Annotated in this window: 27 protein-coding genes; 17 read left to right on the forward strand and 10 right to left on the reverse strand. The window is 68.4% G+C overall.

Going from position 1 to position 24,699, the window contains the following annotated elements:
- Positions 1–16: 16 nt before the first annotated feature.
- Positions 17–988: a 4-hydroxy-3-methylbut-2-enyl diphosphate reductase gene (gene ispH / locus ASE61_RS04255; protein ID WP_142114923.1), complete on the reverse strand. Its 972-nt coding sequence runs from the start codon at positions 986–988 to the stop codon at positions 17–19.
- Between the two features lie 202 nt (positions 989–1,190).
- Here ispH and ASE61_RS04260 point away from each other — a divergent pair, with 202 nt between their 5' ends.
- Genes ASE61_RS04260 through ASE61_RS04270 form a run of 3 tightly spaced genes read left to right on the forward strand, consistent with a single transcriptional unit; the run spans position 1,191 to position 5,386 of the window.
- A complete protein-coding gene (locus ASE61_RS04260; RefSeq protein WP_061964901.1) occupies positions 1,191–3,056 on the forward strand; it encodes a monovalent cation:proton antiporter-2 (CPA2) family protein in 1,866 nt (621 codons plus the stop codon).
- Positions 3,053–4,456 (forward strand): MATE family efflux transporter, encoded by a 1,404-nt coding sequence (locus ASE61_RS04265; protein ID WP_061964904.1) that lies wholly within the window; start codon positions 3,053–3,055, stop codon positions 4,454–4,456. Before ASE61_RS04260 ends, ASE61_RS04265 begins: the two co-directional genes overlap by 4 nt.
- A 39-nt stretch (positions 4,457–4,495) precedes the next feature.
- On the forward strand, positions 4,496–5,386 hold the full coding sequence (locus tag ASE61_RS04270; protein WP_210171881.1) for a DUF937 domain-containing protein: 891 nt from the start codon (positions 4,496–4,498) through the stop codon (positions 5,384–5,386).
- Between the two features lie 86 nt (positions 5,387–5,472).
- Here ASE61_RS04270 and ASE61_RS04275 read toward each other — a convergent pair whose 3' ends face one another.
- Positions 5,473–5,835, reverse strand: a complete 363-nt coding sequence (locus ASE61_RS04275; RefSeq protein WP_061964908.1) for a DUF1127 domain-containing protein — start codon at positions 5,833–5,835, stop codon at positions 5,473–5,475.
- Between the two features lie 177 nt (positions 5,836–6,012).
- Here ASE61_RS04275 and ASE61_RS04280 point away from each other — a divergent pair, with 177 nt between their 5' ends.
- Entirely contained in the window at positions 6,013–6,894 is an 882-nt protein-coding gene (locus ASE61_RS04280; RefSeq protein WP_061964910.1) for a LysR substrate-binding domain-containing protein, read from the forward strand.
- A 4-nt stretch (positions 6,895–6,898) separates the two neighbouring features.
- Here ASE61_RS04280 and ASE61_RS04285 read toward each other — a convergent pair whose 3' ends face one another.
- The 3 genes from ASE61_RS04285 to ASE61_RS04295 form a co-directional block, all read right to left on the reverse strand.
- Positions 6,899–7,078, reverse strand: a complete 180-nt coding sequence (locus ASE61_RS04285; RefSeq protein WP_061964912.1) for a Flp family type IVb pilin — start codon at positions 7,076–7,078, stop codon at positions 6,899–6,901.
- Between the two features lie 96 nt (positions 7,079–7,174).
- Positions 7,175–8,554 carry a glutamate--cysteine ligase gene (locus ASE61_RS04290; RefSeq protein WP_061964914.1) on the reverse strand — a complete coding sequence of 460 codons (1,380 nt, stop codon included), beginning with the start codon at positions 8,552–8,554 and terminating at the stop codon, positions 7,175–7,177.
- A 166-nt stretch (positions 8,555–8,720) separates the two neighbouring features.
- Positions 8,721–9,467, reverse strand: coding sequence for a 16S rRNA (uracil(1498)-N(3))-methyltransferase (locus ASE61_RS04295; RefSeq protein WP_061964916.1), 747 nt, complete (start codon positions 9,465–9,467; stop codon positions 8,721–8,723).
- A 205-nt stretch (positions 9,468–9,672) separates the two neighbouring features.
- Between ASE61_RS04295 and ASE61_RS04300 the strand changes: the two genes are divergently transcribed.
- Both ASE61_RS04300 and ubiA read left to right on the forward strand, forming a co-directional pair.
- Complete coding sequence (locus ASE61_RS04300) at positions 9,673–10,140, forward strand: hypothetical protein (protein WP_061964918.1); 468 nt, start codon at positions 9,673–9,675, stop codon at positions 10,138–10,140.
- Positions 10,141–10,159: 19 nt separating this feature from the next.
- A complete protein-coding gene (gene ubiA / locus ASE61_RS04305) occupies positions 10,160–11,125 on the forward strand; it encodes a 4-hydroxybenzoate octaprenyltransferase (RefSeq protein WP_061964920.1) in 966 nt (321 codons plus the stop codon).
- 3 nt (positions 11,126–11,128) lie between these two features.
- Here the strand turns inward: ubiA and ASE61_RS04310 are convergent, their stop codons facing one another.
- Positions 11,129–11,650, reverse strand: a complete 522-nt coding sequence (locus tag ASE61_RS04310) for a DUF6101 family protein (RefSeq protein ID WP_061964922.1) — start codon at positions 11,648–11,650, stop codon at positions 11,129–11,131.
- A 249-nt stretch (positions 11,651–11,899) separates the two neighbouring features.
- On the opposite strand from ASE61_RS04310, the gene ASE61_RS04315 reads away from it, so the two are divergent.
- From ASE61_RS04315 to lpxK, 5 genes are all read left to right on the forward strand, one after another.
- A complete protein-coding gene (locus ASE61_RS04315) occupies positions 11,900–12,727 on the forward strand; it encodes a 3'(2'),5'-bisphosphate nucleotidase CysQ (protein ID WP_061964924.1) in 828 nt (275 codons plus the stop codon).
- 89 nt (positions 12,728–12,816) lie between these two features.
- Positions 12,817–13,059: a DUF4170 domain-containing protein gene (locus tag ASE61_RS04320; RefSeq protein WP_082617077.1), complete on the forward strand. Its 243-nt coding sequence runs from the start codon at positions 12,817–12,819 to the stop codon at positions 13,057–13,059.
- A 42-nt stretch (positions 13,060–13,101) separates the two neighbouring features.
- Entirely contained in the window at positions 13,102–13,839 is a 738-nt protein-coding gene (locus ASE61_RS04325; protein ID WP_061964929.1) for a lysophospholipid acyltransferase family protein, read from the forward strand.
- The gene (locus ASE61_RS04330) at positions 13,836–15,140 is read left to right on the forward strand and encodes a 3-deoxy-D-manno-octulosonic acid transferase (RefSeq protein ID WP_061964931.1); all 1,305 of its coding nucleotides are present in this window, start codon (positions 13,836–13,838) and stop codon (positions 15,138–15,140) included. Before ASE61_RS04325 ends, ASE61_RS04330 begins: the two co-directional genes overlap by 4 nt.
- Positions 15,140–16,147: a tetraacyldisaccharide 4'-kinase gene (lpxK, locus tag ASE61_RS04335; RefSeq protein ID WP_061964933.1), complete on the forward strand. Its 1,008-nt coding sequence runs from the start codon at positions 15,140–15,142 to the stop codon at positions 16,145–16,147. Before ASE61_RS04330 ends, lpxK begins: the two co-directional genes overlap by 1 nt.
- A 15-nt stretch (positions 16,148–16,162) precedes the next feature.
- On the opposite strand, the gene ASE61_RS04340 is transcribed toward lpxK, so the two are convergent.
- Positions 16,163–16,384, reverse strand: a complete 222-nt coding sequence (locus ASE61_RS04340; RefSeq protein ID WP_061964934.1) for a DUF2093 domain-containing protein — start codon at positions 16,382–16,384, stop codon at positions 16,163–16,165.
- A 110-nt stretch (positions 16,385–16,494) separates the two neighbouring features.
- Here ASE61_RS04340 and ASE61_RS04345 point away from each other — a divergent pair, with 110 nt between their 5' ends.
- On the forward strand, positions 16,495–17,307 hold the full coding sequence (locus tag ASE61_RS04345; RefSeq protein WP_244492700.1) for a dienelactone hydrolase family protein: 813 nt from the start codon (positions 16,495–16,497) through the stop codon (positions 17,305–17,307).
- 156 nt (positions 17,308–17,463) lie between these two features.
- Here ASE61_RS04345 and xseA read toward each other — a convergent pair whose 3' ends face one another.
- Positions 17,464–19,059, reverse strand: coding sequence for an exodeoxyribonuclease VII large subunit (gene xseA, locus ASE61_RS04350; RefSeq protein ID WP_061964938.1), 1,596 nt, complete (start codon positions 19,057–19,059; stop codon positions 17,464–17,466).
- 91 nt (positions 19,060–19,150) lie between these two features.
- Here xseA and purD point away from each other — a divergent pair, with 91 nt between their 5' ends.
- The 3 genes from purD to ASE61_RS04365 are packed head-to-tail and all read left to right on the forward strand — an operon-like array spanning position 19,151 to position 22,272.
- Positions 19,151–20,428 carry a phosphoribosylamine--glycine ligase gene (purD, locus tag ASE61_RS04355; protein ID WP_061964940.1) on the forward strand — a complete coding sequence of 426 codons (1,278 nt, stop codon included), beginning with the start codon at positions 19,151–19,153 and terminating at the stop codon, positions 20,426–20,428.
- 33 nt (positions 20,429–20,461) lie between these two features.
- Positions 20,462–21,376: an alpha/beta fold hydrolase gene (locus ASE61_RS04360; RefSeq protein WP_061965610.1), complete on the forward strand. Its 915-nt coding sequence runs from the start codon at positions 20,462–20,464 to the stop codon at positions 21,374–21,376.
- A 23-nt stretch (positions 21,377–21,399) separates the two neighbouring features.
- Complete coding sequence (locus ASE61_RS04365) at positions 21,400–22,272, forward strand: patatin-like phospholipase family protein (RefSeq protein ID WP_061964942.1); 873 nt, start codon at positions 21,400–21,402, stop codon at positions 22,270–22,272.
- On the opposite strand, the gene ASE61_RS04370 is transcribed toward ASE61_RS04365, so the two are convergent.
- Positions 22,232–22,978, reverse strand: coding sequence for an ArsR/SmtB family transcription factor (locus tag ASE61_RS04370; protein WP_082617215.1), 747 nt, complete (start codon positions 22,976–22,978; stop codon positions 22,232–22,234). The genes ASE61_RS04365 and ASE61_RS04370 overlap by 41 nt on opposite strands.
- A 105-nt stretch (positions 22,979–23,083) precedes the next feature.
- On the opposite strand from ASE61_RS04370, the gene ASE61_RS04375 reads away from it, so the two are divergent.
- Complete coding sequence (locus tag ASE61_RS04375; protein ID WP_061964943.1) at positions 23,084–23,827, forward strand: sulfite exporter TauE/SafE family protein; 744 nt, start codon at positions 23,084–23,086, stop codon at positions 23,825–23,827.
- 64 nt (positions 23,828–23,891) lie between these two features.
- Positions 23,892–24,143, forward strand: coding sequence for a hypothetical protein (locus ASE61_RS04380; protein WP_061964945.1), 252 nt, complete (start codon positions 23,892–23,894; stop codon positions 24,141–24,143).
- Positions 24,144–24,146: 3 nt separating this feature from the next.
- Here the strand turns inward: ASE61_RS04380 and ASE61_RS04385 are convergent, their stop codons facing one another.
- Entirely contained in the window at positions 24,147–24,611 is a 465-nt protein-coding gene (locus ASE61_RS04385; protein ID WP_244492701.1) for a nucleoside deaminase, read from the reverse strand.
- Positions 24,612–24,699: the final 88 nt, after the last annotated feature.

A 24,699-nucleotide genomic window follows, 5' to 3' on the forward strand; every position in this document is an offset into this window, starting at 1 on the left:
ACTCTTTTTGCTGAGATTATTCCGCCGCGTCCGGCGTCGCCTCGCCGCGCAATTCGCGCGGCAGCGGGAAGAAGACGTTCTCGTCGGCGGTCGAGACGGTCTCGACACGAACCTCGTAGCGCGCGGCGAAGGCGTCGATGATCTCCTCGACCAGCACCTCGGGCGCGCTCGCGCCGGCGGTGATGCCGAGGCTGCGGATTTGGCCGAACACCGACCAGTCGATCTCGTCGGTGCGCAGGACGAGCCGCGCCACCGGACAGCCGGCACGCTCGGCGACCTCGCGCAGACGCTGCGAATTCGAGGAATTGGGCGAACCGACGACGATCAGCCCGTCGACCTGCGGCGCGACGCGCTTCACCGCCTCCTGGCGGTTGGTCGTGGCGTAGCAGATGTCTTCCTTGTGCGGGGCGATCAGCTCCGGAAAGCGGGCCTGCAAGGCCTCGACGATGCCGCGGGTGTCGTCGACCGAAAGCGTGGTCTGGGTGACATAGGCAAGCGGCTGGCCTTCCGGCGCCTGAAGCGTCGCGACGTCCTCCAGCGTTTCGATCAGGGTGATCGCGCCCTCGGGGAGCTGGCCCATCGTGCCGATCACTTCCGGGTGGCCGGCATGGCCGACGAGCAGGATATGGCGGCCGCGCTTGTGATGGACCTCGGCCTCGCGATGGACCTTGGTGACGAGCGGACAGGTCGCGTCGATGGCGAAGAGGTTGCGCGCCTTCGCCGCCGCCGGCACCGCCTTGGCGACGCCATGGGCCGAGAAGATCACCGGGCGCGTCTCGTCGGGCACCTCGTCGAGCTCGGCGACGAAGACGGCGCCTTTCCGCTTCAGGGATTCGACGACGTATTTGTTATGGACGATCTCGTGGCGGACATAGACCGGCGCGCCATGCAGCGCGAGCGCCTTCTCGACGGCGTCGATGGCGCGCACGACCCCGGCGCAGAAGCCGCGCGGGGCGCAGAGCAGGATGTCGAGCGGTGGCTTGGTCACGCGCAGAGGAAACTCCGATCAGTCCGCGTCTTCTTTCGGCGCGATCGGCGCGATGTCAAGGAAGCGAAGCGGCGCAGGTCGGGCGGCGATGTGCCGATTGCCTCTCGCAGGATCGCCCGCAAACCCCTAGATACGGTGGCGGCCCGCCACGCCGAGCGCCGCGCCGGACCGCCAAGCCCGTTCCCAAAGCCCCGAGTCCCGCATGGCCGACGTCGCCTCGCATGCCAGCTATCTCCCGCCGATCCTGACGTTCTGCGCGGGGGCGGTGATCGCCGTCCCGCTCTTCCGCAAGCTCGGCCAGTCGGCGGTGCTCGGCTATCTCGCGGCCGGCATCGTCATCGGCCCCTCGATCCTCGGCGTGATCAAGGATCCCGACGCGATCCGCGGCACCGCCGAGATCGGCGTCGTGCTGCTGCTCTTCCTCGTCGGCCTCGAATTGCAACCTTCGCGACTCTACTCGATGCGCAAGGACATTCTCGGTTCCGGCCTGGCGCAGATGGCGCTCAGCGCCGGCGGCATCGGCCTCGCCGGTTGGTATTTTGGCCTGTCCGCTGCGGGAGCGGTCGCCGTCGGCGTGGCGCTCGCGCTCTCCGCGACCTCGATCGCGCTGCAATTGCTGGAGGAGCGCGGCGACGGCAACGAAACCTATGGCCGGCGCACCTTCTCGATCCTGCTGTTCCAGGACATGGCGATCGCGCCGGTGCTGGCGCTGCTGCCGCTGCTCGCCACCACGAGCGGTCACGAGACTGGCAGCCCGATGATGGCGCTGGCGAGCCTCGGCGTCGCGCTCGTCGCCCTCGTCCTGATCGTGCTGGCCGGGCGCTACGTGATGAACCCGTTCTTCCGCATCCTCGCCCATACCGGCGCGAAGGACGTGATGACGGCTGCCGCGCTGCTGATCGTCCTCGGATCGGCGCTGCTGATGGAGCATGTCGGGCTCTCGATGGCGATGGGCGCCTTCCTTGCGGGCGTGATGCTGGCCGACTCGCATTTCCGGCATGAGCTGGAAGCCGATATCGAGCCCTTCCGCGGTGTCCTGCTCGGCCTGTTCTTCATGGCGGTCGGCATGTCGCTCGACCTCAAGCTCGTCGCCGACAACTGGATGCTGCTCGCGCTCGCGGCCCCGCTGCTGGTGCTGTTCAAGATCGCGGTCGTGACCTCGATCCTGCGGCTGTCCTGCTCGTCCTGGCTCGAGGCGATCCGGGCCGGCGCCCTGCTCTCGCCGGCCGGTGAATTCGCCTTCGTGCTCCTGCCGCTCGGCCTGGCGAACGGGCTGCTGACCGCTCAGCAATCGGCGATGATCACGGCGCTTGCCGCGATCAGCATGCTGCTCGGCCCCGTCGTCGCCAAGCTGATCGATGCTGTGCTGCTGGCCCGCGTCGCGCCCGCGACGATGGACGAAGACTATGACGGCGTCGGCGACAGCCCGGTGATGGTGATCGGCTTCGGCCGCTTCGGCCAGATCGTGACGCAGGCGCTACTGCTGCAGCATATCGACGTCACGGTGATCGATTCCGACGTGGAGCGCATCCGTTCGGCGGCGCAGTTCGGTTTCAAGATCTATTACGGCGACGGCACCCGCCTCGACGTGCTGCGCGCGGCGGGCGCCGGCAAGGCTCGCGTCATCTGCATCTGCGTCGACGACAAGCAGGCGGCACTGCGGATCGTCGAGATGGTCAAGGCCGAGTTCCCGAGCGTGCGCCTGCATGTGAGAGCCTATGACCGCATCCACGCGATTGAGCTGATGAAGGCGAATGTCGATTTCCAGATGCGCGAGACCTTCGAATCGGCGCTGGGCTTCGGCCGCGTCACGCTGGAAACCATGGGCCTGACCCGCGACGAGGCCGATCTGGTGATCGACCATGTCCGCGACCGCGACGCGCAGCGCATGGAGATTCAGTTCCACGAGGGACTCGCCGCCGCGATCAACCGCGTGCCGCGCGTCTCGCCCGAGCCGCTCGTCCCGCCCAAGGCCAAGTCGAAGCCGCTTACGCCTGAAACGCGGCAGGTCATCGAGGATGGTGGTGCCGAGGTCGCCGTCGGCGGCGTTGGGGATCCGGAACGATGAGCCAGGCTTCGGCCCGGCCACAGGCCGTCTTCCTCGAAGGTCCGTTGATGCGCCATGTCGCGGTGATGACCGCGACGAGCTCGGTCGGCCTGATGGCAGTCTTCGTCGTCGACCTGCTCTCGCTGCTCTACGTCTCCTGGCTTGGACGGCCGGAAGCGACGGCGGGCGTCGGCTTCGCCACCATCGTGCTCTATCTGATGGTTTCGGTGAATGTCGGCCTGATGATCGCCGTCACGGCACTGACCTCGCGCAGCATCGGCGCGGGCGATCGACCGGCTGCACGGCGCATCGCGGGCTCGACCATCGCCCTCTCGGCGCTGGTGGCGCTCGTCATCTCGCTTGCGGCGCTGCCGCTGCTGCCCTGGCTGCTCAGCTTGCTGGGCGCGCGCGACCAGTCGCATGCGGTCGCCCTCTCCTTCCTCCATATCGTGCTGCCATCGAACGTCCTGATGGCGATCGGCATGGGCCTTTCCGGCATCCTGCGGGCGATCGGCGACGCCAGGCGGGCGATGTTCGTGACGCTCGGCGGCGGCATCGTCACGGCGGGGCTCGACCCGCTATTGATCTTCGGCTTCGGACTCGGGCCGGACGGCGCCGCGATCGCGATCGTGCTGGCGCGGATCATCATCTGCGCCATCGGGTTCCACGGCTGCGTTGTCGTGCACGGCATGATCGAGCGGCCGCGCCTCTCGTTCATCCGACAGGACAGCGCCCGGACCTTCGCCATCGCTGGGCCGGCGATCCTGACCAATCTCTCGAACCCGATCGCCAACGCGGTCTTCGCCAGCGTCGTCGCCCGATTCGGCGATGCGGCTGTCGCAGCGCTCGCGATCATGGACCGGCTCGTCCCGGTCGCCTTCGGCGTGCTGTTCGCGCTGTCGGGCGCCGTCGGGCCGATCCTCGGCCAGAACTGGGGCGCCGGGCGCTTCGACCGAATGCGCCGGGGCCTGAGCGATGCGGCGATCTTCGCCGGAGCCTCCGTGCTCGTCTCCTGGGCGCTGCTTTTCGCCTTCCGCGGCGCCATCGTCTCCGCCTTCCATGCGACGGGACTGACGGCGGAGCTCGTGCTGTTCTTCTGCCTGATCGCCGGGCCGATGTGGATTTTCGTCGGCATGCTCTTCGTCGCCAACGCCGCCTTCAACAATCTCGGCATGCCGTTCCTGTCGACGCTGTTCAGCTGGGGCCGTGCCACCCTGGGCACGATGCCGCTCGCGTTCCTCGGCGCGCATCTCGCCGGGCCGAAGGGCGCGCTCGCGGGCTCCGCACTGGGGGCCGTCGCCTTCGGCGTCCTGGCGCTGGTCTTCGCCTTTCGCGGGATCACAAGGCTGGAGCGCAAGGCCGCGGAGCGCCGTGCCGCAATCGATTTGCCAGGCAAGGACACCCTGCTATCGTCGCCCTAGGCTGGAGATCAAAAGGCCGGCCGGGGAGAAGCGTCGATGATGAACCTGTTCGATATCATGCAATCGGCCCAGAGCGGCCAGGCGCTGCCGAACCTCGCCCAGCAATATGGCTTGAGCCTGCAGCAGACGCAGGCCGCGCTCGACGCCCTGCTGCCAGCCTTCTCAATGGGGCTGCAGCGACAGACGCGAGATCCTTATGCCTTCGGGTCGCTCGCCCAGATGATGACGGCCTCGCCCTATGCCCGCTTCTTCGAGGCCGGCGGCTACGGCATCCCGGCCGGCGCCCAGAATGCCGGCAACGACGTGCTGAGCCAGCTCTTCGGCTCGCGCGAGGTCAGCCAGGCAATCGCGGCGCAGGCGGCCGCAACCAGCGGCGTCTCGCAGGCGATCCTCAAGCAGATGCTGCCGGTTGTCGCCGCGATGCTGATGGGCGGCCTGTCCAAGACGTCGAGCAACGAGGGCCTGGGCGGCATTCTCGGCCAGTTCGCCGAGATGATGCGCGGCCAGATGCCGGGCATGCAGCCGGCGCCGCAGCAGCCGCAGATGCCCGGAAACCCGTTCGAGGCGATCCTCAAGGGCATGTTCGGCCAGGCCGGCGGGCAGCGGCCGCAGCCCAGTCCGCAAGCCGCCCCATCCGACCCGTTCGGCGGCGCGCTCGGCCAGATCCTTGGCGGCATGTTCGGCGGCATGGCACCGCAGCCGGATTCCGAACCGGCGCCCGCTCCGCGCGGCGCGCCACGACGTGCGCCCGCGCCGGAACCCGAGCCCGAGGAGGCGCCGCCTTCGTCCTCAGCCTCCGGCCCCGGCTCGATCGGTCTCGATGCGCTCAACCAGATGTTCGAGCATGGCCGCCAGATCCAGGACGACCATCAGAACGCGCTGAAATCGATCCTCGACGCCATGCTCGGCGGCGGACAGGGCCGTCGCTGAGGCGGCTTCAGCTCTTCACCTGCTGAAGACATAAAAAAGGGCGGAAGCGCGAAGCTCCCGCCCGCAGGAACGCTGACGCCAAGGGGTCAGGCGCAGCGTGCAACCGCAATATCGGCCTTCTTCGCCAGCATCGGCGTCGAGCCGGCATGGCGCAGGGCATGCTCGCGCCGTGCGGCAGCGAGATCCGACGACGTGCGCGAGCGCTCCGCCAGCACGGCGGACGGATCGTCCAGCCAGGATGCCGCCAGCGCGCCATCGATATCCGAGCGGACGAGGCCGATATCCTTGAGTCCTCGCTCGTCGAGCTCTGCGGAAAGACGCATCACCTCACGGCGATGGGCGAGCGCACGCACGAGTTGAACAGCCCCGGCAAACCCGATGGTGGCAACACGCGTGACGCCGGCCGAAACGGTCGAGAGCGACTTCGCGGTGATGGTCATGAGCAGCATGACAGCCTCCTTGGCGGTGCGGAACGTTGATCTGAGTTTCTCCCCCTGCCCGGACGCGCCATTGACAGGGAACTTCGGAGAGCACCCAGACCCTAGCGAAGCTCTGGTCATCAGCCAAACGAATGGTTATGATGTCTCGCAACACTGATATTGATGGACAGTGGACAGGGATCGCCAATGGCCCATGTGCTCGACGCCGATCAGCTCAAGACCTTCGTCGCCATCGCCGATACCGGCTCCTTCACCCGCGCCGCCGAGATCGTCTTCAAGACGCAATCGGCCGTTTCTATGCAGATGAAGCGGCTGGAGGAGCGGGTCGGGCGTCCCCTGTTCGGGCGCGACGGCCGCCATGCCAAGCTGACCGAGGATGGCGAGCGACTGCTCGACTATGCCCGCCGGATCGTGCGCCTCAATCTCGAATGCGTCGCCTCCTTCGCCGATGCCGACCTGAAGGGCCGCATCCGCCTCGGGGTGCCCGACGACTATGCCGACCGTTACCTGCCGGAGATCCTGGCGCGCTTCGCCCATTCCAATCCGCGGGCCGAGGTCACGGTGGTCTGCGAACCGACGCCGATGCTGGCGGAGCGGATCGCGACTGGCGATATCGACCTCGCGATCATCACCCATGTCGAAAGTCGCAGCCAGGGCGAGATCATCCGCATCGAGCCGCTGCTCTGGGTCACCTCGGCACGCCACAGCGTGCATGAGGAGGATCCGCTGCCGCTGGCGCTGGGCCGACCGACCTGCAACTGGCGCCAGGCTGCAGTCGATGCGCTGGAATCGAAGGGGCGCCGCTTCCGCGTGCTCTATGCGAGCTGGAATTCCACCGCGGTCGGCGCCGCCGTCCTGGCCGGGCTTGCGATCTCGGTCCTGCCGGAGAGTGCGGTGAGGCCGGGCATGCGCATCCTCGGACCGTCAGAAGGTTTCGCGACCTTGCCCTCATGCAAGATCGGGCTGCTGCGGACCCGCTTCGATCCGTCGGTGCTGTCGAACGCGCTGGCCGAGCACATCATCCAGAGCCTCGACAACCTGGCGAGCTTCAAGACGGCGGCCGAGTAGAGCCTCAGGGCACCTTGATCGCGTCGGCCGCTGCCAGCAGGAACGAACTGATCTGGTTCCCGTAGAAGGTGGCCGACGTGATGATCGTGATCGAGACGAGACCCGCGATAAGGCCATACTCGATCACGGTCGCGCCGCGCGCGTCGCGAGCAAACTCGAGAAAGCTGGCCTTGATCCGCCCCATGCCGCTAGGTTAGCGGCGACCTTCATCCAACTCGTTAATTTCCGAGGCAAAATCCGCTCGAAACGGCAGTTTTCGAGCGGAAAATCTGGTCAGGCGTCAGAGGGCCATCTCGGTCAGCACGGGCTCGACCTTACCGTGCCAGGCATTGCGGTAACGCTCTTCCAGAGCCTGCGCCAGGTTTCGGCGGCGCTCCAGAATCCCGTGCAGCGGCGCCAGGAAGCGCGTCTCGTCCTGACCGGCTGCATTCTTGAGCGCCCGGCGGGCCAGGCCGGCGCGCGACAGCTCCACGACCTCGGCAGCGATCTCGATGAGCTTGCGCCCGCCGATGCTCGCAGCCAGCCCTTCGCGCGGGACGGCATCGCGCAAAGCCTGCCGTTCCTCCGCGCTCCACCCCTTGACGAGGTCCCAGGCCGCATCGAGCGAGGTCGCGTCATAGAGCAGGCCGACCCAGAAGGCCGGCATCGCGGTCAACATGTCTGCCGGGCCGGCATCGGCGCCGCGCATCTCCAGAAAGCGCTTCAGCCGGACCTCGGGAAACAGCGTCGAGAGGTGGTTGGCCCAGTCGGACATGGTCGCCTTCTCGCCCGGCAGCTGCGGCAGCCGGCCGGCCAGCAGGTCACGGAAGGAGGCGCCGGCGACGTCGTGATAGGTATCGTCGCGCTTGACGAAATACAGGGGCACGTCGAGAGCCCAGTCGACATAGCCCTCATAGGACATGCCCTCGTCGAAGGCGAAGGCGAGCATGCCCGAGCGGGCATTGTCGGTATCGCGCCAGATCTCGGAACGCATCGACTGGAAGCCGTTGAGCTTGCCGTCGAGGAAGGGCGACGATGCGAAGAGAGCGGTGGAAAGCGGCTGGAGGGCCAGCGAGACCCGGAGCTTGCGGACCATGTCCGCCTCGCTGCCGAAGTCGAGATTGACCTGCACCGTGCAGGTCCGGAACATCATGTCGAGGCCCATCGTGCCGACCTTCGGCATGTAGTTCGCCATGATCTTGTAGCGCCCCTTCGGCATTACCGGGGTCTGCGCACGGGTCCAGAGCGGGGACGCGCCAAGGGCGGCGAAGCCGATATCGTGCGGAGCGGCCACGGCCTTGACGTCGGCGAGATGGGCCTGAAGTTCGGCCTCCGTCTCATGCAGCGTCGCCAGCGGCGCGCCCGACAATTCGAACTGCCCGCCCGGCTCCAGCGAGATCGCCCCGCCGCCATCCGGCCCGGCCAGCCCGATGATATGGCCGGCATCGACGATCGGCTCCCAACCGAGCCGCTGCTGCATGCCTTCCAGAAGAGCCCGGATGCCGCCGGCGCCGGCGCGGCCTTCATAGGGGACGGGCGCGAGATCGCTCCGATAGAACGGGAATTTCTCGTGCTCGGTGCCGATCCGGAAGGAGGAGGCCGGTTTCTCGCCGGCGGCGATCCAAGCAATCAGTTCGGCCTTGGAACCGATCGGGGTCGAATCGGACACGTCGCGAGCCATGGGCGCTCCGGCAGATGGGCAAACAACCAGCCCCGCGCCGAAGGCGCGGTCAAAGCCGGCAGAGGATGGACAGACATAGGCGAGCGCCGGGCGCTCGACAACGACCGGAACCGTGCATTCGCGCAAAGGCGCCCGGCGCTGGCGGCAGGTCTTGGCACCCTCCCGATCAGGCCCTCGGCCAATCGCCGAGCACCGCCTGCACCAGCGCAAGCGCAGCCACCGCGGCCGTGTCCGCCCTCAGGATGCGCGGGCCGAGCGAGATCGGCAGCGTGTTGGGCCGCGCCTGGATCAATTGCCGCTCGGCTTCGTCGAAGCCGCCTTCGGGACCGATCAGGACGGCGAGCGGCGCGGGTCCATGCGCCGCCAGCGCCGCAACCGGGCTCGCCTGAGCCATGCCCTCGTCGCAGAAGATCAGCAATCGCTCCGGCGCCAGACTTGAGAGCGCCGCTTCGAGCGGACGCTCCGGCTCGATCCCGGGCAGGCTCAGGATACCGCATTGCTCGGCCGCCTCGACGGCGTTGGCGCGCAGGCGATCGAGATTGAGCCGCGAAACCTGCGTGCGGCGGGTCAGGACGGGCTGGAGCAGGCCCGCCCCCATCTCGACCGCCTTCTGCGCCATGTAGTCCAGCCGCGCATGCTTCAGCGGCGCGAACAGGTAATGCAGGTCGGCGGCGGTCGGCTGCGGCCTCGTCTGTCTGACCAGTTCGAGGCTCGCCTGCTTGCGCCCTTCAGGCACGAGGCGCGCCAGCCATTCGCCGTCGCGCCCGTTGAAGACGAGCACCGTACCATCGACCCGCAATCGCAGGACGTTGAGGAGATAATTCGCCTGCTCGCGATCGAGCGGCAGAATCGCCGCCGGTGCGAAGGAATTGTCGATGAAAAGCCGGTGCCGGGCGAAATCGGGAACGGGCATGGGCGCGAGCGGCTCCGGGAATCGGTGGTAATGTCGAGAGCGACGTGAAAAACGCCACAATCAGCTTGTAGCAGGCAGCGCTTCCCACAAGGCCACCATAGACTCGCAAGAGTCGTTGGCGTTAACAGCGCCTGCTGTTAAGGACGTATTTAACGATCGGCCGGGCGGGCCGGCAATCCGGAGTAAGGACACCATGCGGCGTTGGATGGCTTCAGGCGTTATCGCGGTGCTCGGCCTTGCCGTGGCTCCGCTCCTGTCGGCTGCACCCGCAAGCGCGCAGGTCTCCGGCTGCGAGCAGATCCAGAAGCTGCTCGGCGAGCGCCAGTCGATCGTCGCCAAGCTCACGGCCTCCCAGAAGGCCAAGAAGAAGATGACGCCGCAGGAAGCCTGCAGCGCCTTCGGCCGCCTCGCCAATAATGGCGACGCCGCGATCAAGTTCGCCACGGCCAACCAGGACTGGTGCCAGATTCCGGCATCCTTCATCGAAGGCATGCAGACCGACAACAAGAAGGTTTCCGGCTTCCGCGCTCAGGCCTGCAACGCCGTGAAGCAGCAGGCCGCCATGCAGCGCCGCGCCCGGCAGCAGGCGCAGAGCGCCAGCCCCTTCGGCGGCGCCGATTCCATCACCAGCGGCGCCGGCGGCGGGATGCGCGTCCCGCAGGGCGCGCTCTGACCGGCGCCCCCCCGGCGCCATGCCCGACCCGGCTCCCCTCGGAACCATGCCCGGGCGTGACTCGCCCCTGCCCGACGCGCTGACCGGGCATTGGGTCGACACCCGAGCGCCCCTTGCCATCAGGCCGTTCCTCAAGCTCGCCCGCATCGAGCGGCCGATCGGATGGTGGCTGCTGCTCATGCCCTGCTGGTGGGCGGCCGGGCTTGCCGCCATCGCCGCCGGCCAGCCCTATCCCAATCCCTGGCACTGCCTGCTCTTCTTCGTCGGCGCGGTCCTGATGCGCGGCGCGGGCTGCACCTTCAACGACATCATCGACCGCAAGCTCGACGCCGAGGTGGCGCGCACCCGCGGGCGGCCGCTTCCGTCCGGCCAGGTCACCGCAAAGGCGGCCGCGCTGTTCATGATCGCGCAGGCGCTCGCGGGCCTCGTCGTGCTCATGCAGTTCAACCGCTTCACGATCATCCTCGGCATCGCCTCGCTGGCGATCGTCGCGATCTATCCGTTCATGAAGCGGATCACCAACATGCCGCAGTTCGTGCTCGGCCTCGCCTTCTCATGGGGCGGGCTGATGGGCTGGAGCGCGGTCTTCGGCCGGCTCGATCCGCCGGCCTACCTGATCTATGCGGCCGCGATCGCCTGGACCGTCGGCTACGACACGATCTACGCCATGCAGGATCTCGAGGATGACGTCATCGCCGGCATCCGGTCGAGCGCCCGCTATTTCGGCGATCACACGCGCGAGGCGGTGGCGTTGTGCTTCGCGCTGGCAGTGCTGCTGACGGGCACCGCGATCTGGCTGGTTGGCGGCGGCCCCGCCGCCTGGCTCGGCTTCGCCGCCTTCGCCCTTCATCTCGGCCGGCAGGTGACGCGCATCAACGGTGCGAGCGCGCCCGAAGCCCTCAGGATATTCCGGTCGAACCGGGATGCCGGCCTGCTTCTGGCGGCCGGGCTCGCTCTCGATGCCGCGAGCCGCGGCTGGTTCTGACGGTCAGTCGGTCATCCGGTCGCCATTGACGATCACCGGCAGTTCGGCGAGGCGGCCCGTCTTGCGACGCGTGAGGAAACGCGGACGGCGACCGTTGAGCAGGCCGTGGCGGCGGCGGATACGAATCGCGCCCAGCGCAAGCCGGCCAAGCTGCGGATAAGGCTCGGTCACCGTGCCATCGGCGGCTTCGAGCAGCAGCGGCAAGCCGCTGGTCCGGCCGAAATCACGCCAGAGCGCGACCGCGTCCTCCTGGTCAGCGCAGGCGACCACGATGGAGCGGCCGTCGCCGGCGGTCAGGGCCAGTTCGAAACGTTCGTCGTCACCGGCCGGATTGGCCAGACGCAACGCGACGCCGCGCCAGTTGGCGCCGCCGCGCAGGATTCGCACGGGGCCGACGCGCTCGATCGCCGGGGCGACCGGCCGGGCCGGCATCGGGTTGCGGGAAACGATCGCTGTGGTGGTCGGACCACCGGAGAGAGCAGGCACAAAACCGCTCTCTCCGGCGGCCGGCGTGACGCTGGCCATCGGTTATAACGCCTCTCTCTAATCCCTGCTGCAACGGAGCCCTCTGTCGATGCCGGGGCTCTCGTGCTTGCCCTGTGAGGATGGCCGCCAGCCGTGTCCGAGCGCTTAAGGGGTTGGGTTAAAGGAAGGTGTTTTCGCCCTGATCCGGCCCTAAACCGAGGGTTTCCTGCCGGATGCTTGACGGAATCTTTCGATCCGTGGCCGCATTTTCGGCTTGAAACAGCGACTATCGCGGCCGATAGGAAAGCCATGAACGCCACCACGCTCCCGATCGCGGCCGAACTGCTGAAAGCCGTCGGCGAAAGCTGCCTGGAAGCCGGCACGATCGCCCTCGATCTGTTCCGGCCCGGCGCGGCGACCGCGGCGCGGACCTGGGCGAAAAGCGGCGGCTCGCCCGTCACCGAAGCCGATATCGGCGTCGACACCTTCCTGCGCATCCGGCTTTCGGAATTGCTGCCGGAAGCGGCATGGCTGTCCGAGGAGACGGTCGACGACGCCCAACGGCTCTCTCATCGCTATGTCTGGGTCGTCGATCCGATCGACGGCACGCGCGCCTTCATGCAGGGCTCGCCGGACTGGGCTGTCTGCGTCGCGCTGCTCGACCAGGGCGCGCCGATCCTCGGCATCGTCCATGCGCCGGCCTGCCAGGCGACCTATCGTGCGCTCGCCAGTGGCGGCGCGACGCTCAACGGCGAAACCATCCACGCCTCATCCGCGCAAAGCCTGACCGGCGCGCGCATCGCCGGCCCCAAGCCGATGCTCGATGCGCTTGCCCAGTTCGAAAGCTTCGAGGCCGTTGCCCGGATTCCATCGCTGGCGCTGCGCCTGACACGCATTGCCGATGGCACGATCGATGCCGGGCTGATCTCGCCCGATGCCCGCGATTGGGATCTGGCGGCGGCCGATCTCGTGCTGAGCGAGGCCGGCGGCCGGCTGACCGATGGCGAGGCCGGGCCCGTCATCTACAATCGCGAAGTCCCTGTCCATGGCATGCTCGTTGCGAGCAACGGCAAGCTCGCCTCGCCCCTGCAGACCGCGATCGAGCGCCTGCGCGACGGACGGACGCAGCCGGCCTGACGATTTTTTTCAACGCTTCCGGCGCGGTCCGCTCGCTTGGACGACCGGGATGGCTTATGGGGGCGCCACGGCCCTTGCAGGAGAGTTCGATGAGCGCGGAACCGGAACAGAAGCAACTCCTTCACCTCGTCCTCGGCGGCGAGCTCGCCTCGCTCGAAGGCATCACCTTCAAGGACCTGGCCAAGCTCGACATCGTCGGCGTCTTCCCGAATTATGCCAGCGCCCACACGGCCTGGAAGGCCAAGGCGCAACAGACCGTCGACCAGGCGCAGACGCGCTATTTCATCGTCCATCTCCACCGGCTGCTCGACCCCGAGACCGCCAAGAGCTGAGCCGGGACGGGCTCTGAGCGACAGGACCTGACGACAGAATCTATGGGTTTTTCGATCCTCAAGACGCGCGTGGCGCAGGAAACGCTCGGCCGGCTGCTGGCCGGCTACCTGCGCCTCGTCCAGCGCACGAACCGGATCGTCTTCGAACCCGCCGACATCTACGACCATGTCCGGCCGGATTTGCCACTCATCTTTGCAATGTGGCACGGCCAGCACCTCATGATCCCCTTCGCCCGGCCGGACTGGATGCCGGCCTGCTCGCTGGTTTCGCGCCATGGCGACGGCGGCTTCAATGCGGTGGCGCTGCGCGAGCTTGGCATCGGCGCGATCCGCGGTTCCGGCGCACTCGGCAAGAAGATCCGCGAGAAGGGCGGCGCCGCCGCCTTCCTCGCCATGGTCAGGCGCCTTGCAGCGGGCGACACCATGGTGCTGACGGCCGATGTGCCCAAGCGCGCCCGCATCGTCGGCCCCGGAATCATCGCATTGGCACGCGCCTCCGGCCGGCCGATCCGGGCCGTCGCCGTGGTGACCAGCCGGCGCATCGACTTCAACAGCTGGGACCGCGCCTCGATCGGCCTGCCCTTCGGGCGCTGCGCCATCGTCGTCGGCGAGCCGATCCTGGTCGCGCGCGATGCCGACGAGGCCACGCAGGAAGCCGCACGCCTCGCCGTCCAGGCGAGCCTCGACGATGTCCATGCCCGCGGCTATGCGATCGTCGGCAGCCGTGATCCGGGCGCCGGCCTGCGCGAGAAGCAACTTGCTGCCGGGGCGCCGGCATGAGCGGCAAGGGCGCGATCCTCAGGACCTATCGCTACGCGACGGCGCTGCTGGAGCCGGCGGCGGCGGGGCTCCTGCTCTGGCGCCGGCGCCGCGGCAAGGAAGACCTCGCGCGGCATGCGGAACGGCGCGGCCACGCGAGCGTCAAGCGGCCGAACAAGCCTTTGGTCTGGCTGCATGGCGCCAGCGTCGGCGAGACCGTGACCCTGCTGCCCTTGATCGCCAAATTGCAGAAGCGCGGCTTCGCCGTGCTGGTGACCTCGGGCACCGTGACCTCCGCCAGGTTGATGGCGGCGCGGCTGCCGGGCGGCGTGATCCATCAATACATCCCGCTCGACGTGCCCCGCTACATGCGCCGCTTCATGGATCATTGGCGCCCGGATCTCTGCCTGATCTGCGAATCCGAGATCTGGCCGAACCTGCTGATCGAGGCGCAGCGCCGCGCCATCCCGGTGGTGATGGTCAACGGCCGGATGTCGGAGCGCTCCTTCGCCCGCTGGTACAAGATGCCGAGGACCTCGCGCTTCCTGCTCTCCTGCTTCGAGGCCTGCCTGGCGCAGTCGCAGGGCGATGCCGAGCGGCTGGCCCAGCTCGGCGCACCGCGCGTCAGCGTCGCCGGCAACCTGAAATTCGACGTGCCCGCCCCGCCCGCCGATTCCGATACGCTCGCCATTCTCGACGGCCAGACGACAGGCCGCCCGGTCTGGATCGCCGCGAGCACGCATCCCGGCGAGGACGAACTGGTGCTGGCCGCCCATCTCGCGATCAAGCCTTACCTGCCGAAGCTGCTCACCATCATCGCGCCGCGCCACCCCCAGCGCGGCCCGGAGATCGAGGCGCTGGCAGAGGCGAATGACGTCGCCGTCTCGCGCCGGGCGACCGGGGGAAGCCCGGAACGGACCATCGATCTCTATGTCGCCGACACCGTCAACGAGCTCGGACTGTTCTACCGGCTCTCGCAGGTCGCCTTCCTCGGCGGCTCGCTGGTCGAGGGCATCGGCGGGCATAACCCGATCGAGCCGGCCAAGCTCGGCTGTGCCCTGCTGCACGGGCCCTATGTCCACAACAATGCCGAGATCTTCGCGGCCTTCGACCGCGACGGCGGCTCGCGCGAGGCCGCCGATGCACAGGCGCTGGCAGGCGCAGTGCATCGCTGGCTGAACAACCCGGCCGAGGCCCGGCAGGCGGCGCGTGCCGCCGCGCAGACCGCGACCGAACTCGGCGGCGCGCTGAACCGCACGCTGCATGCGATCGAGCCCTTGCTGATGCGGGTGGCGATTGGCCAGCGCGAGAGCGCGCCCTGATGCTGCGGCGCGCCCCGCGCTTCTGGTGGCGGGAGAAACCCACGCTACTCGCCCGGCTGCTCCAGCCGCTCGGCTTCCTCTACGGCCGGATCACCTTGCAGCGGATGCGCCAACCCGGAGCCGATGCCGGCCTGCCGGTGATCTGCGTCGGCAATTTCATCGCCGGCGGCGCCGGCAAGACGCCGACCGCGATCGCCATCGCCCGCCTGCTGGACGAGCGGGGCGAAAAGCCCTTCGTGCTGATGCGCGGCTATGGCGGGCGGCTTGCGGGGCCGGTCGAGGTCGATCCCGACCGGCATCGCGCGGCCGATGTCGGCGACGAGCCGCAGCTGATGGCGCGCCATGCCCGCACCGTCATCGCACGCGACCGGGTGGCCGGCGCGCGGCTCGCGCGTGGACTCGGCGCCACCATCGTCGTGATGGATGACGGCCTGCAGAATCCGTCGCTGGTCAAGCATCTCAAGCTGGCGGTGGTCGACGGATCGAGCGGTATGGGCAACGGGCTTTGCCTCCCGGCCGGGCCTCTGCGCGCACCGCTTGCCGAGCAGTTGAGCGAGACGGACGCCGTCATCTTGATCGGCCGGGGCGATGCCGGGGAGCGGGTCGCGACGATCGCCCGGGCCCAGCAGAAGCCAGTTCTCCACGCCGCGCTCAAGCCAGCGGGCGCCGCCGTCGAGCAGTTGCGCGGACAGAAGGTCGTCGCCCTGTCAGGGATCGGCCGGCCGGAGAAATTCGCGGCGACGCTGCGGGAGGCTGGAGCGACCATCGTTGCCGAGCAGGTTCATGGCGACCACCACGCCTATGAGCAGACCGATGTTGCGGCCGCTATTGCAGCGGCGCAGGAGCACTCAGCCCTGATCGCGACGACGGAAAAGGACTGGACCAAGCTCGCGCCGCTCTGGCCCGAAGATGCCCGCGAGTCGCTGGTCGTGGTGCCGGTCTCGCTGGTCTTCGCGGAGCCGGTTGCGATCACCGGTCTGCTTGCAGCCCTCGCAAAGGCAGGCTGAGAGCCTCGCCGCTCGTCAGGCGCGGCCGGCGCGACGCAGCCTCAGCAGCGCGGCTTCCGACGAGGCATAGGCTTCCTGCCATTCGATCGACCAGTAGCGGAGATCGTCGAGGCGGATCGGCGCGCCCGTCACGGCGCAGCGCACGAAGGCGCCGGGCTTGACGACGCGGAACTCGCCCGGACCGTAGTCGACCACGGCTTCGGGGCCATGAGGCGGAAGGCGCTCGCTGATATTCATCAAAATTGCATCAAATCATTGATCGGGAAGCGGAAAGCCGGGATACTCTGGGGCTTGTGATAACCTTCTGGTCGGCGATGTCCAGTCTCCAGCGCCTCGCGGCGTGCCTGATGACCCTTGTGCTGCTCGCAGCTCCGGCCGCCCGTGCCAGTGGCTATGAGCGCGTCGCGATTCCGGCCGACCAGGGAACACTGACGGGCATCCTCTATCTGCCGGCCGGCCAGGGGCCTTTCCCGGCAGTGATCGCCCTGCATGGTTGCGGCGGCTTGTGGCGCGCGCAAGGCCAGCTCTCGATGCGACATGCCGATTGGGGCGAGCGGCTGGCCGGCATCGGCTTCGCCGTGCTGATGCCGGACAGCTTCGGCTCGCGCGGGCTCGGCTCGCAATGCGGGGTGAAGGACCTGACGGTCAGGGCCGGGCGCGAGCGCGTCGCCGATGCGATGGCCGCCCGGATCTGGCTGCAGCAGCGCGACAACATCAAACCCGACGCGATTGCCCTGCTCGGCTGGTCGAGTGGCGGCCTGACCGTGCTGACGGCGATCCGCAAGGAGCGGGCTCCCGCCGACGGCAAGCCGGATTTCAAGCGCGCCGCCGCCTTCTACCCTGCCTGCCGGAGCCAGTCGGAATCGCCGAGCTTCTCCGCCCGCATCCCGCTGCTGATCCTGATGGGCGATGCCGACGACTGGACGCCGGCCGCACCCTGCGGACATCTGGCCAAGGCCGCACAAGCGCGCGGCGAGCAGGTCGGCCTCGTGCTTTATCCCGGCGCCCTGCATGATTTCGACCATCCGCGCCTCGAGGTGAAAGAGCGCGAGAACATCGCCTATTCCGCCAGCAGCACCGGCAAGGTCACTGTGGGCACCAATATGGCGGCGCGCGAGGACGCGCTGAAGCGGGTCAAAGCCTTCCTGAGCGCGCCTTGAAGTAGAACGGGCGCTTTTCACGAAAACGCGTGTCATCCCGGACGCAGCGAAGCGGAGATCCGGGATCCATGCCTGAACCTCGATCGGAAGCGCTCCGGAATGGATCCCGGGTCAAGCCCGGGATGACGGCGTGTTTCCGCGGACAATCAACAGGTTCTAGAACAGATCGCCCTGCGTTCCCGATGCCGGTCCCTTGCGAACCGGGCGCGGCGCCGGCGGTTTCGCTCCTCCGGCCTCGCCGCCCGCAACGGTGACGCCGAAGCTGCCATCGGCCAGTTGGACCGAAAGCGCCCTGCCCAGCTGGGCTGCCTCGACGCTGCGGACCAGCGCCCCGGCCTCGTCGCGGATCAGGGCATAGCCACGGGACAGCACCGCTTCCGGCCCGAGCGAGCGGATCAGCGCCCAGAGCGAGGCCAGGCGGTCGGCACGCCGGTGCAGCGCCTGGCCGAAAGCGCGCTCAGCACGCTCAGCCACAGCGGTTCCGCGTTCGCGGCGCTGGATCAGGCTCTGGCCGAAAGCGTTGCGGGCCCGCGTTTCCAGCGTGGTGAGGCGATCGCGGGCATTGGCGATCCGGGTGCGCTCGCCGGCGATGGCGTTGCCCCGGGCTGCGACGAGCACGCGCCCGAAACCGGCGAGCTCGGCGCGCAGGCGGGCAAGGGCGACGCGGGGCGAGCGCGCCTCCAGCCGGCGCGCGAGAGCCTGCAGTTGCTGCTCATGCGTGCGCGCGTTCCTGGCAAGCGCCGGCGCCAGCCGCGTCGCGGCGAGGTCGAGCCGCTGGCGCGGCGCGGAGAGGACGGCCTCCGGCCCCGGCAAGGCGCGGGCGAGCGCCCTGAGATCGCTGCGGCGACGATCGGACAGGCGGAGCATCGCGCCGGAATGGCGGCGCGCGAGATCGGCGACGAAACCCATCAACTCCGCCCGCACCGGCACGACCTTCTCGGCCGCGCCGGTCGGCGTCGGCGCGCGTAGGTCGGCGGCGTGGTCGATCAAGGTCCAGTCGGTCTCATGGCCGACGGCGGAGACCAGCGGAATCCCGGAGGAAGCGGCAGCGCGGACCACGATCTCCTCGTTGAAGCTCATCAGGTCTTCGAGCGAGCCGCCACCGCGCGCGACGATGATGACGTCCGGCCGGGGGATGCGCCCGCCTGCCGGCAGCGCATTGAAGCCGGCGATGGCGTTGGCGACCTCGGCGGCGCTGGTCTCACCCTGCACGCGCACCGGCCAGACCAGAACATGGCGCGGGAAGCGGTCCTCCAGGCGATGCAGGATGTCGCGGATGACCGCGCCGGTCGGCGAGGTCACGACGCCGATGACGGATGGCAGATAGGGGATGAGTTGCTTGCGCTCCTCGGCGAAGAGCCCTTCGGCGGCGAGCCGCTTGCGACGCTCCTCCAGCAGCGCCATCAGCGCGCCGGCACCGGCCAGCTCCAGCGAATCGATGACGATCTGGTAGCTCGACTTGCCGGCGAAGGTGGTGATCTTGCCGGTGGCGATGACCTCCAGCCCTTCCTGCGGGCGCGTCTTCAGGCGACCAAAGACGCCCTTCCAGATCACCGCGTCGATCTTGGCGTTGGTGTCCTTCAGCGAGAAATAGACATGGCCGGAAGCGACCGGGCCGCGATAGCCGGAAATCTCGCCGCGCACGCGCACGAAGCCGAAATTATCCTCGATGGTGCGCTTCAGAGCTCCCGAGAGGTCGGAGACGCTCCACTCAGGCGCATTGCCGGTCGTCTGCTGCGATTCGCTGGTCATGGCCGGACCATAACCGGGCGGAAGGGACAGCAGAAGCGTTGCCCGCAGCGCCCGGTGCCGCTATTGCGCCCGTGACGGAGCGGAGAGCGCGATGAAAATTCTTCTGATCGGTTCGGGCGGCCGCGAGCACGCGCTCGCCTGGGCGATTTCGGCCTCGCCGCTCTGCGACACGCTGTTCATCGCGCCCGGCAATCCCGGCACGGCCCATTGCGGCGAGAATGTCGTGATCGATATCGCCGATCACGCCGCCGTCGTGGCGTTCTGCCGGTTGCAGGGCATCGGCCTCGTCGTCGTCGGCCCCGAAGGCCCTCTGGTCGCCGGCATCGCCGACGATCTCCGAGCCGCCGGGATCAAGGTCTTCGGTCCGTCGAAGGCCGCAGCCCAGCTCGAAGGCTCGAAGGGCTTCACCAAGGAGCTCTGCGCCGAATTCGACATTCCGACCGCCGGCTTCGGCCGCTTCGGCGATGCCGCTTCCGCCAAGGCCTATGTCGCGGCCCAGGGCGCACCGATCGTGATCAAGGCCGACGGACTCGCCGCCGGTAAGGGCGTGATCATGGCTGAGACCCTGGACGAGGCGAACGAGGCCATCGACATGATGTTCTCGGGCAGCTTCGGCGCGGCCGGGGCCGAGGTCGTGGTCGAGGAATGGATGATCGGCGAGGAAGCGAGCTTCTTCGCGCTCTGCGACGGCAAGCATGCGCTGGCTCTCGCCTCGGCGCAGGATCACAAGCGCGTCGGCGACGGCGATACCGGGCCGAATACCGGCGGCATGGGCGCCTATTCGCCGGCCCCGGTGATGACGCCCGCGCTGACCGAGCGCGTCATGACCGAGATCATCCGGCCGACGCTCGCCGGCATGGCCAAGCGCGGCACGCCGTTCCAGGGCGTGCTCTTCGCCGGGCTGATGATCACGGCGCAAGGGCCGAAGCTGATCGAATACAACACCCGCTTCGGCGATCCCGAATGCGAGGTGCTGATGCCGCGCCTCAAGAGCGACATCGTGCCGGCGCTGCTCGCCGCCTGCGACGGCGTGCTCGACCAGGTCGACCTGCGCTGGCGCGACGAGGCGGCGCTGACCGTCGTGCTCGCGGCCAAGGGCTATCCGGCCAAGCCGGAGACCGGCAGCATCATCCGCGATGTCGAGAAGGCCGAGGCGCTGGACGAGGTGCTCGTCTTCCATGCCGGCACGAAGCTCTCGAACGGCGATCTCGTCGCCAATGGCGGGCGCGTGCTGAACGTGGTCGCGCTCGGCAAGAGCGTCGGCGAGGCGCAGAAGCGGGCCTATGAGGCCGTCGACAAGATCGACTGGCCCGGCGGCTTCTACCGCCGCGATATCGGCTGGCAGGCGGTGAAGCGCGAGCAAGGCTGACAGGACGCCGCGGCCGGGGCTATGCTCTCAGGCATGGCGAACATCGACAGTCTCTTCCCCGGCTTCAAGGCGCACTGGATCGACGGGCCGGTCGGCAAGATCTTCGCGCGCGTCGGCGGCGAAGGCCCGCCGCTGGTGCTGATCCACGGCTTTCCGCAGACCCATGCCGAATGGCACCGGCTGGCACCGGAACTGGCAAAGACCCACACCGTCGTTTGCCCCGATCTGCGCGGCTATGGCTGGTCGGCCGCGCCGCATGGCGATGGCGGCAGGGAGACCTATACCAAGCGCGGCATGGGCGAGGACATCGTCGCGGTGATGCAGGCGCTCGGCCATATCCGCTTCGGCGTGATCGGCCATGACCGCGGGGCGCGCGTCGCTTATCGCCTCGCGCTCGACCATCCCGGCCGCGTCGAGCGGCTCGTCCTGCTCGACATCCTGCCGACCGTCTCGATGTGGGAAGGCATGAACGCGGCGCGCGCCATGCAGGTCTATCACTGGACCTTCCTGGCCCAGCCCGAGCCGACCCCTGAGAACCTGCTGAAAGCCGATCCGGTCGGCTGGCTCGACCGCACGATCGCGAGCTGGAGCCGGGCGAAGAATCTCGACCTGTTCGACCCGCTGGCGATGCAGTCCTATGCGGAATCCTTCGGTGATCCCTCGCGGACCCACGCGGCCTGCGAGGATTATCGCGCCGGCGCCACCACCGATATCGAACACGACAAGGCCGATCTCGCGGCGGGCAAGCACATCCTCTGTCCGACGCTCGTGCTCTGGGGCGAGGCCGGTATCCCGGCCAAGGGCGCAAGCCCGCTGGACGTCTGGCACCAGACTTTCGCGCCACAGGCCGAAGGGCAGGCGATCGACAGCGGCCATTTCCTGCCGGAGGAGAACCCGCAGGCGACGCTCGCGGCGCTGAAGCCGTTCCTGACGCAGGCTTCAGCCTGAGCCGATCCACGGGAACAATCGGCATGCCACGTTCCCGCCCCTCCGAAGCGCCGCCAAGCGGAAGCGCGCCCGAGATCGCGCTCGTGCTCGGGGCCGGTGGAGCGCGGGGCCTGAGCCATATCGCCGTCCTCGAGGCCTTCGACGAACTCGGCCTCAGGCCCGCGCGAATATCCGGCTGCTCGATCGGCGCCATCATCGGCGCAGCCTTCGCCGCCGGGCTTTCCGGCCGGGAGTTGCGCGAGCATGTGCTGTCGACCTTCCGCGACCGGGCGCGGGTGATCGCGCGCCTGCTCGATTGCCGCGTCGGCAAGCTCGCCGATCTCGTGCGCGGCCTCGGCAATCCCGTATTGATCGATGGCGAAAGGCTGCTCGACCTGTTCTGGCCAGAGGCGGTGCCGGATCGGTTCGAGGAATTGTCGATCCCATTCACGGCAATCGCGGCGGACTATCACCGCCACACCGTGGTCGCGCTGCATGATGGACCGCTGACGCCGGCGGTCGCCGCTTCGCTCGCCATCCCCGGGCTGGTACGGCCGGTCGCACTCGGCGGGCGCGTGCTGATCGACGGCGGGGCCATCGATCCCCTGCCCTATCGGGAGTTGCTGGCGCCCGGCCGCATCGTGGTCGCGGTCGATGTCAGCGCTCCCATGGCCGAGCCCGGCGAAGTCCGCATTCCCGGCGCGATGGAGGCGCTTGTCGGCGCCTCCCAGATCCTGACCCGCACGCTGGTCCAGCGCCTGATCGAGCAGGAGCCGCCGGACATCCTGATCCGTGCGGGAGCCGACCGCATCGGCGGACTCGATTTCTTCAAGGCGAAGGCGATCCTTGCGGCGGCAGAGCCGATCAAGGACGAGGTCAAGCGAGCGCTGGCTCGCGCTCTCGAAGCGCAGGGCTGATCGGCTCCGGCGCATCGCAACGGAAGCCCGGCAGCGCGGCCTCCAACACCCCTCGCCCCTCATCCGTCAGGATGACGGCGCGGCTGTCCTTGCGGCGGCGGACCCAATCCATCTCGAAGCAGCGGCAGGCCAGAGCGGCGGCGAGATGGCCGGCCAGGTGCGGCCGGCGTTCGCTCCAGTCGAGGCAGGGGCGCAAGGCGGCGCGGCGGCTCCTGGCGGTGGCGTCAGGATCAAGACCTAGCGCCCTGAAGATCGCCTTGCCTGAGGCGGTCAGCGCGTAGCCACCCTCGCTGGCGGTGAGATGGCCGCCGGTCATCAGCGCATCGTGGATGCCGATGCCGAGCCGGCCGGCGAAATGGTCGTAGCAGGTGCGGGCCTGGCTCAGTTCGGCGCCGACACGAGACGGCAGGCGCCGGCTCGTGCCGTCAAGATTGGCCAGCACCATCAGCCCTTCGAGCGCCGTCGCCACTTCAGGCCCGGCGAGCCGATAATAGCGATGGCGCCCCTGCGCTGCGACATCGATCAAGCCACCTTGCATCAGCTTGGCGAGGTGGCCGCTCGCGGTCTGCGGCGCAATACCGGCGATCCAGGCGAGCTCCTTGGCCGTCAGCGCGCGCCCATCCATCAGCGCGTGCAGCATGTTGGCGCGGGCCGGATCACCCATCAGATGGGCGATCTCCGCGAGATAGGGACCTTGGGTGCTCATCACCGCATGATGCGCCATCCCGCCATCGCCGCAAGCGGGAACGCTACGGCGCCGGCCGTAGCATCGGGCCGCGACAGCCGCCGTCAGCGATGCCACAAGCAGGACATGGACAACACGACTCTCCTCCTCTTCGTCACCGCGACCTTCGTGTTCGCCGGCTTCGTCAAGGGCGTTATCGGGCTGGGATTGCCGACCATCGCGGTCGGCATTCTCAGCGTGGTAATGGCGCCGGCGCAGGCCGCGGCATTGCTGGTCGTGCCCAATCTGGTCACTAATGGCTGGCAGATCGCGACCGGGCCGAAATTGCTTTCGACCCTGCGCCGGCTCTGGCCGATGCTCGCCACCATCTGCCTGGGCACCTGGGCTGGCGCCGGCCTGCTGCAGCAGCAGAAGGACGGCTCGGCCACGCTCTGGCTGGGCGCGGCACTCATCCTCTACGCGCTGGTCGGCCTCAAGGCGGCGAAGCTGCGCGTGCCGCCTCGCTGGGAGGGCTGGCTCGGCCCGGTCATCGGTTTCACCACCGGCGTCGTCACGGCCGCGACCGGCGTCTTCGTGCTGCCGGCCGTGCCTTATCTACAGGCGCTCGGCTTCGACAAGGACGAGCTGGTCCAGGCGCTCGGCATCTCCTTCATCGTCTCGACGCTGGCGCTGTCCTTCGGGCTGATCGGGGCGGGCGCGCTCAACGGCACCGTTGCCTGGCAGTCGCTGCTGGCGCTCGTCCCGGCCCTGATCGGCATGGGCGGCGGGCAGTTCATTCGCAGCCGCATCTCGCCGGCGACCTTCAAGATCTGCTTCTTCGCCGGCCTCCTGGCGCTCGGAACCTATCTCTGCTGGCGCAGCCTCGGCTGACGGCCTTAACCGGGCGCTAACCATACGGGCGCAGCCTCGACCGCCAGCAACGGGAGCGCCTCACATGGATGCCTTCACCATGGTCATCATGGCCTGCGTCGCCGGCGAGGCGCATTGCGCCACCAGCCGCGTCAGCGAAATGGGCTTCACCACGGCGCAAGCCTGCGAGGCGCGGATCGACGACATCGCTCGCACGATGACCAAGGAATTCGGCAAACGCCCGGAATTCAAGGGCCGGCAGGTGACCTATGACGTCTCCTGCATGGACCGCGCGCAGCTCTCGGCGAAATTCGGCATCGCCTCGTCGGATACGTAAGCGTCAGCGCCGCTCGCGAAAGAAGTCCTTGAGTAGCGCCGCAGCTTCCGTCTCGCGCAAGCCGCCATAGACCTCGGGCACATGGTGGCAGGTCGGGCTCTCGTAGAGCCTGACGCCGTTCTCGACCGCACCGCCCTTCGGATCGCCCGCCCCGAAATAGAGCCGCCTGATCCGGGAGAACGAGATCGCAGCCGCACACATCGGGCAGGGCTCGAGCGTGACATAGAGATCGCAGCCGATCAGGCGCTCGCTGCCGATCGCCTCGCAAGCCAGCCTGAGGGCCAGCATCTCGGCATGGGCGGTCGGGTCCTTCAGCTCCAGCGTGCGGTTGCCGGCTTGGCCGAGCACCACACCGTCGCGCAGCACCACCGCGCCGACCGGCACCTCGCCGCGCAAGGCGGCGGCCTTCGCCTCGTCGAAGGCGAGCGCCATCGCGTCGATCGTGGATGAGTGTTGCGGCAGCGACATCGAAAACCCCAGCTTTGGCGCTCGCAGCAAGGGAAAGCCTCTGCTACAAGCGCCGGTTATAGCGAATAAGCGAGCCAGGCCTTTCCCG

It is taken from the genome of Allobosea sp. Root670 (assembly GCF_001429415.1).
GTDB classification, from domain to species: domain Bacteria; phylum Pseudomonadota; class Alphaproteobacteria; order Rhizobiales; family Beijerinckiaceae; genus Allobosea; species Allobosea robiniae.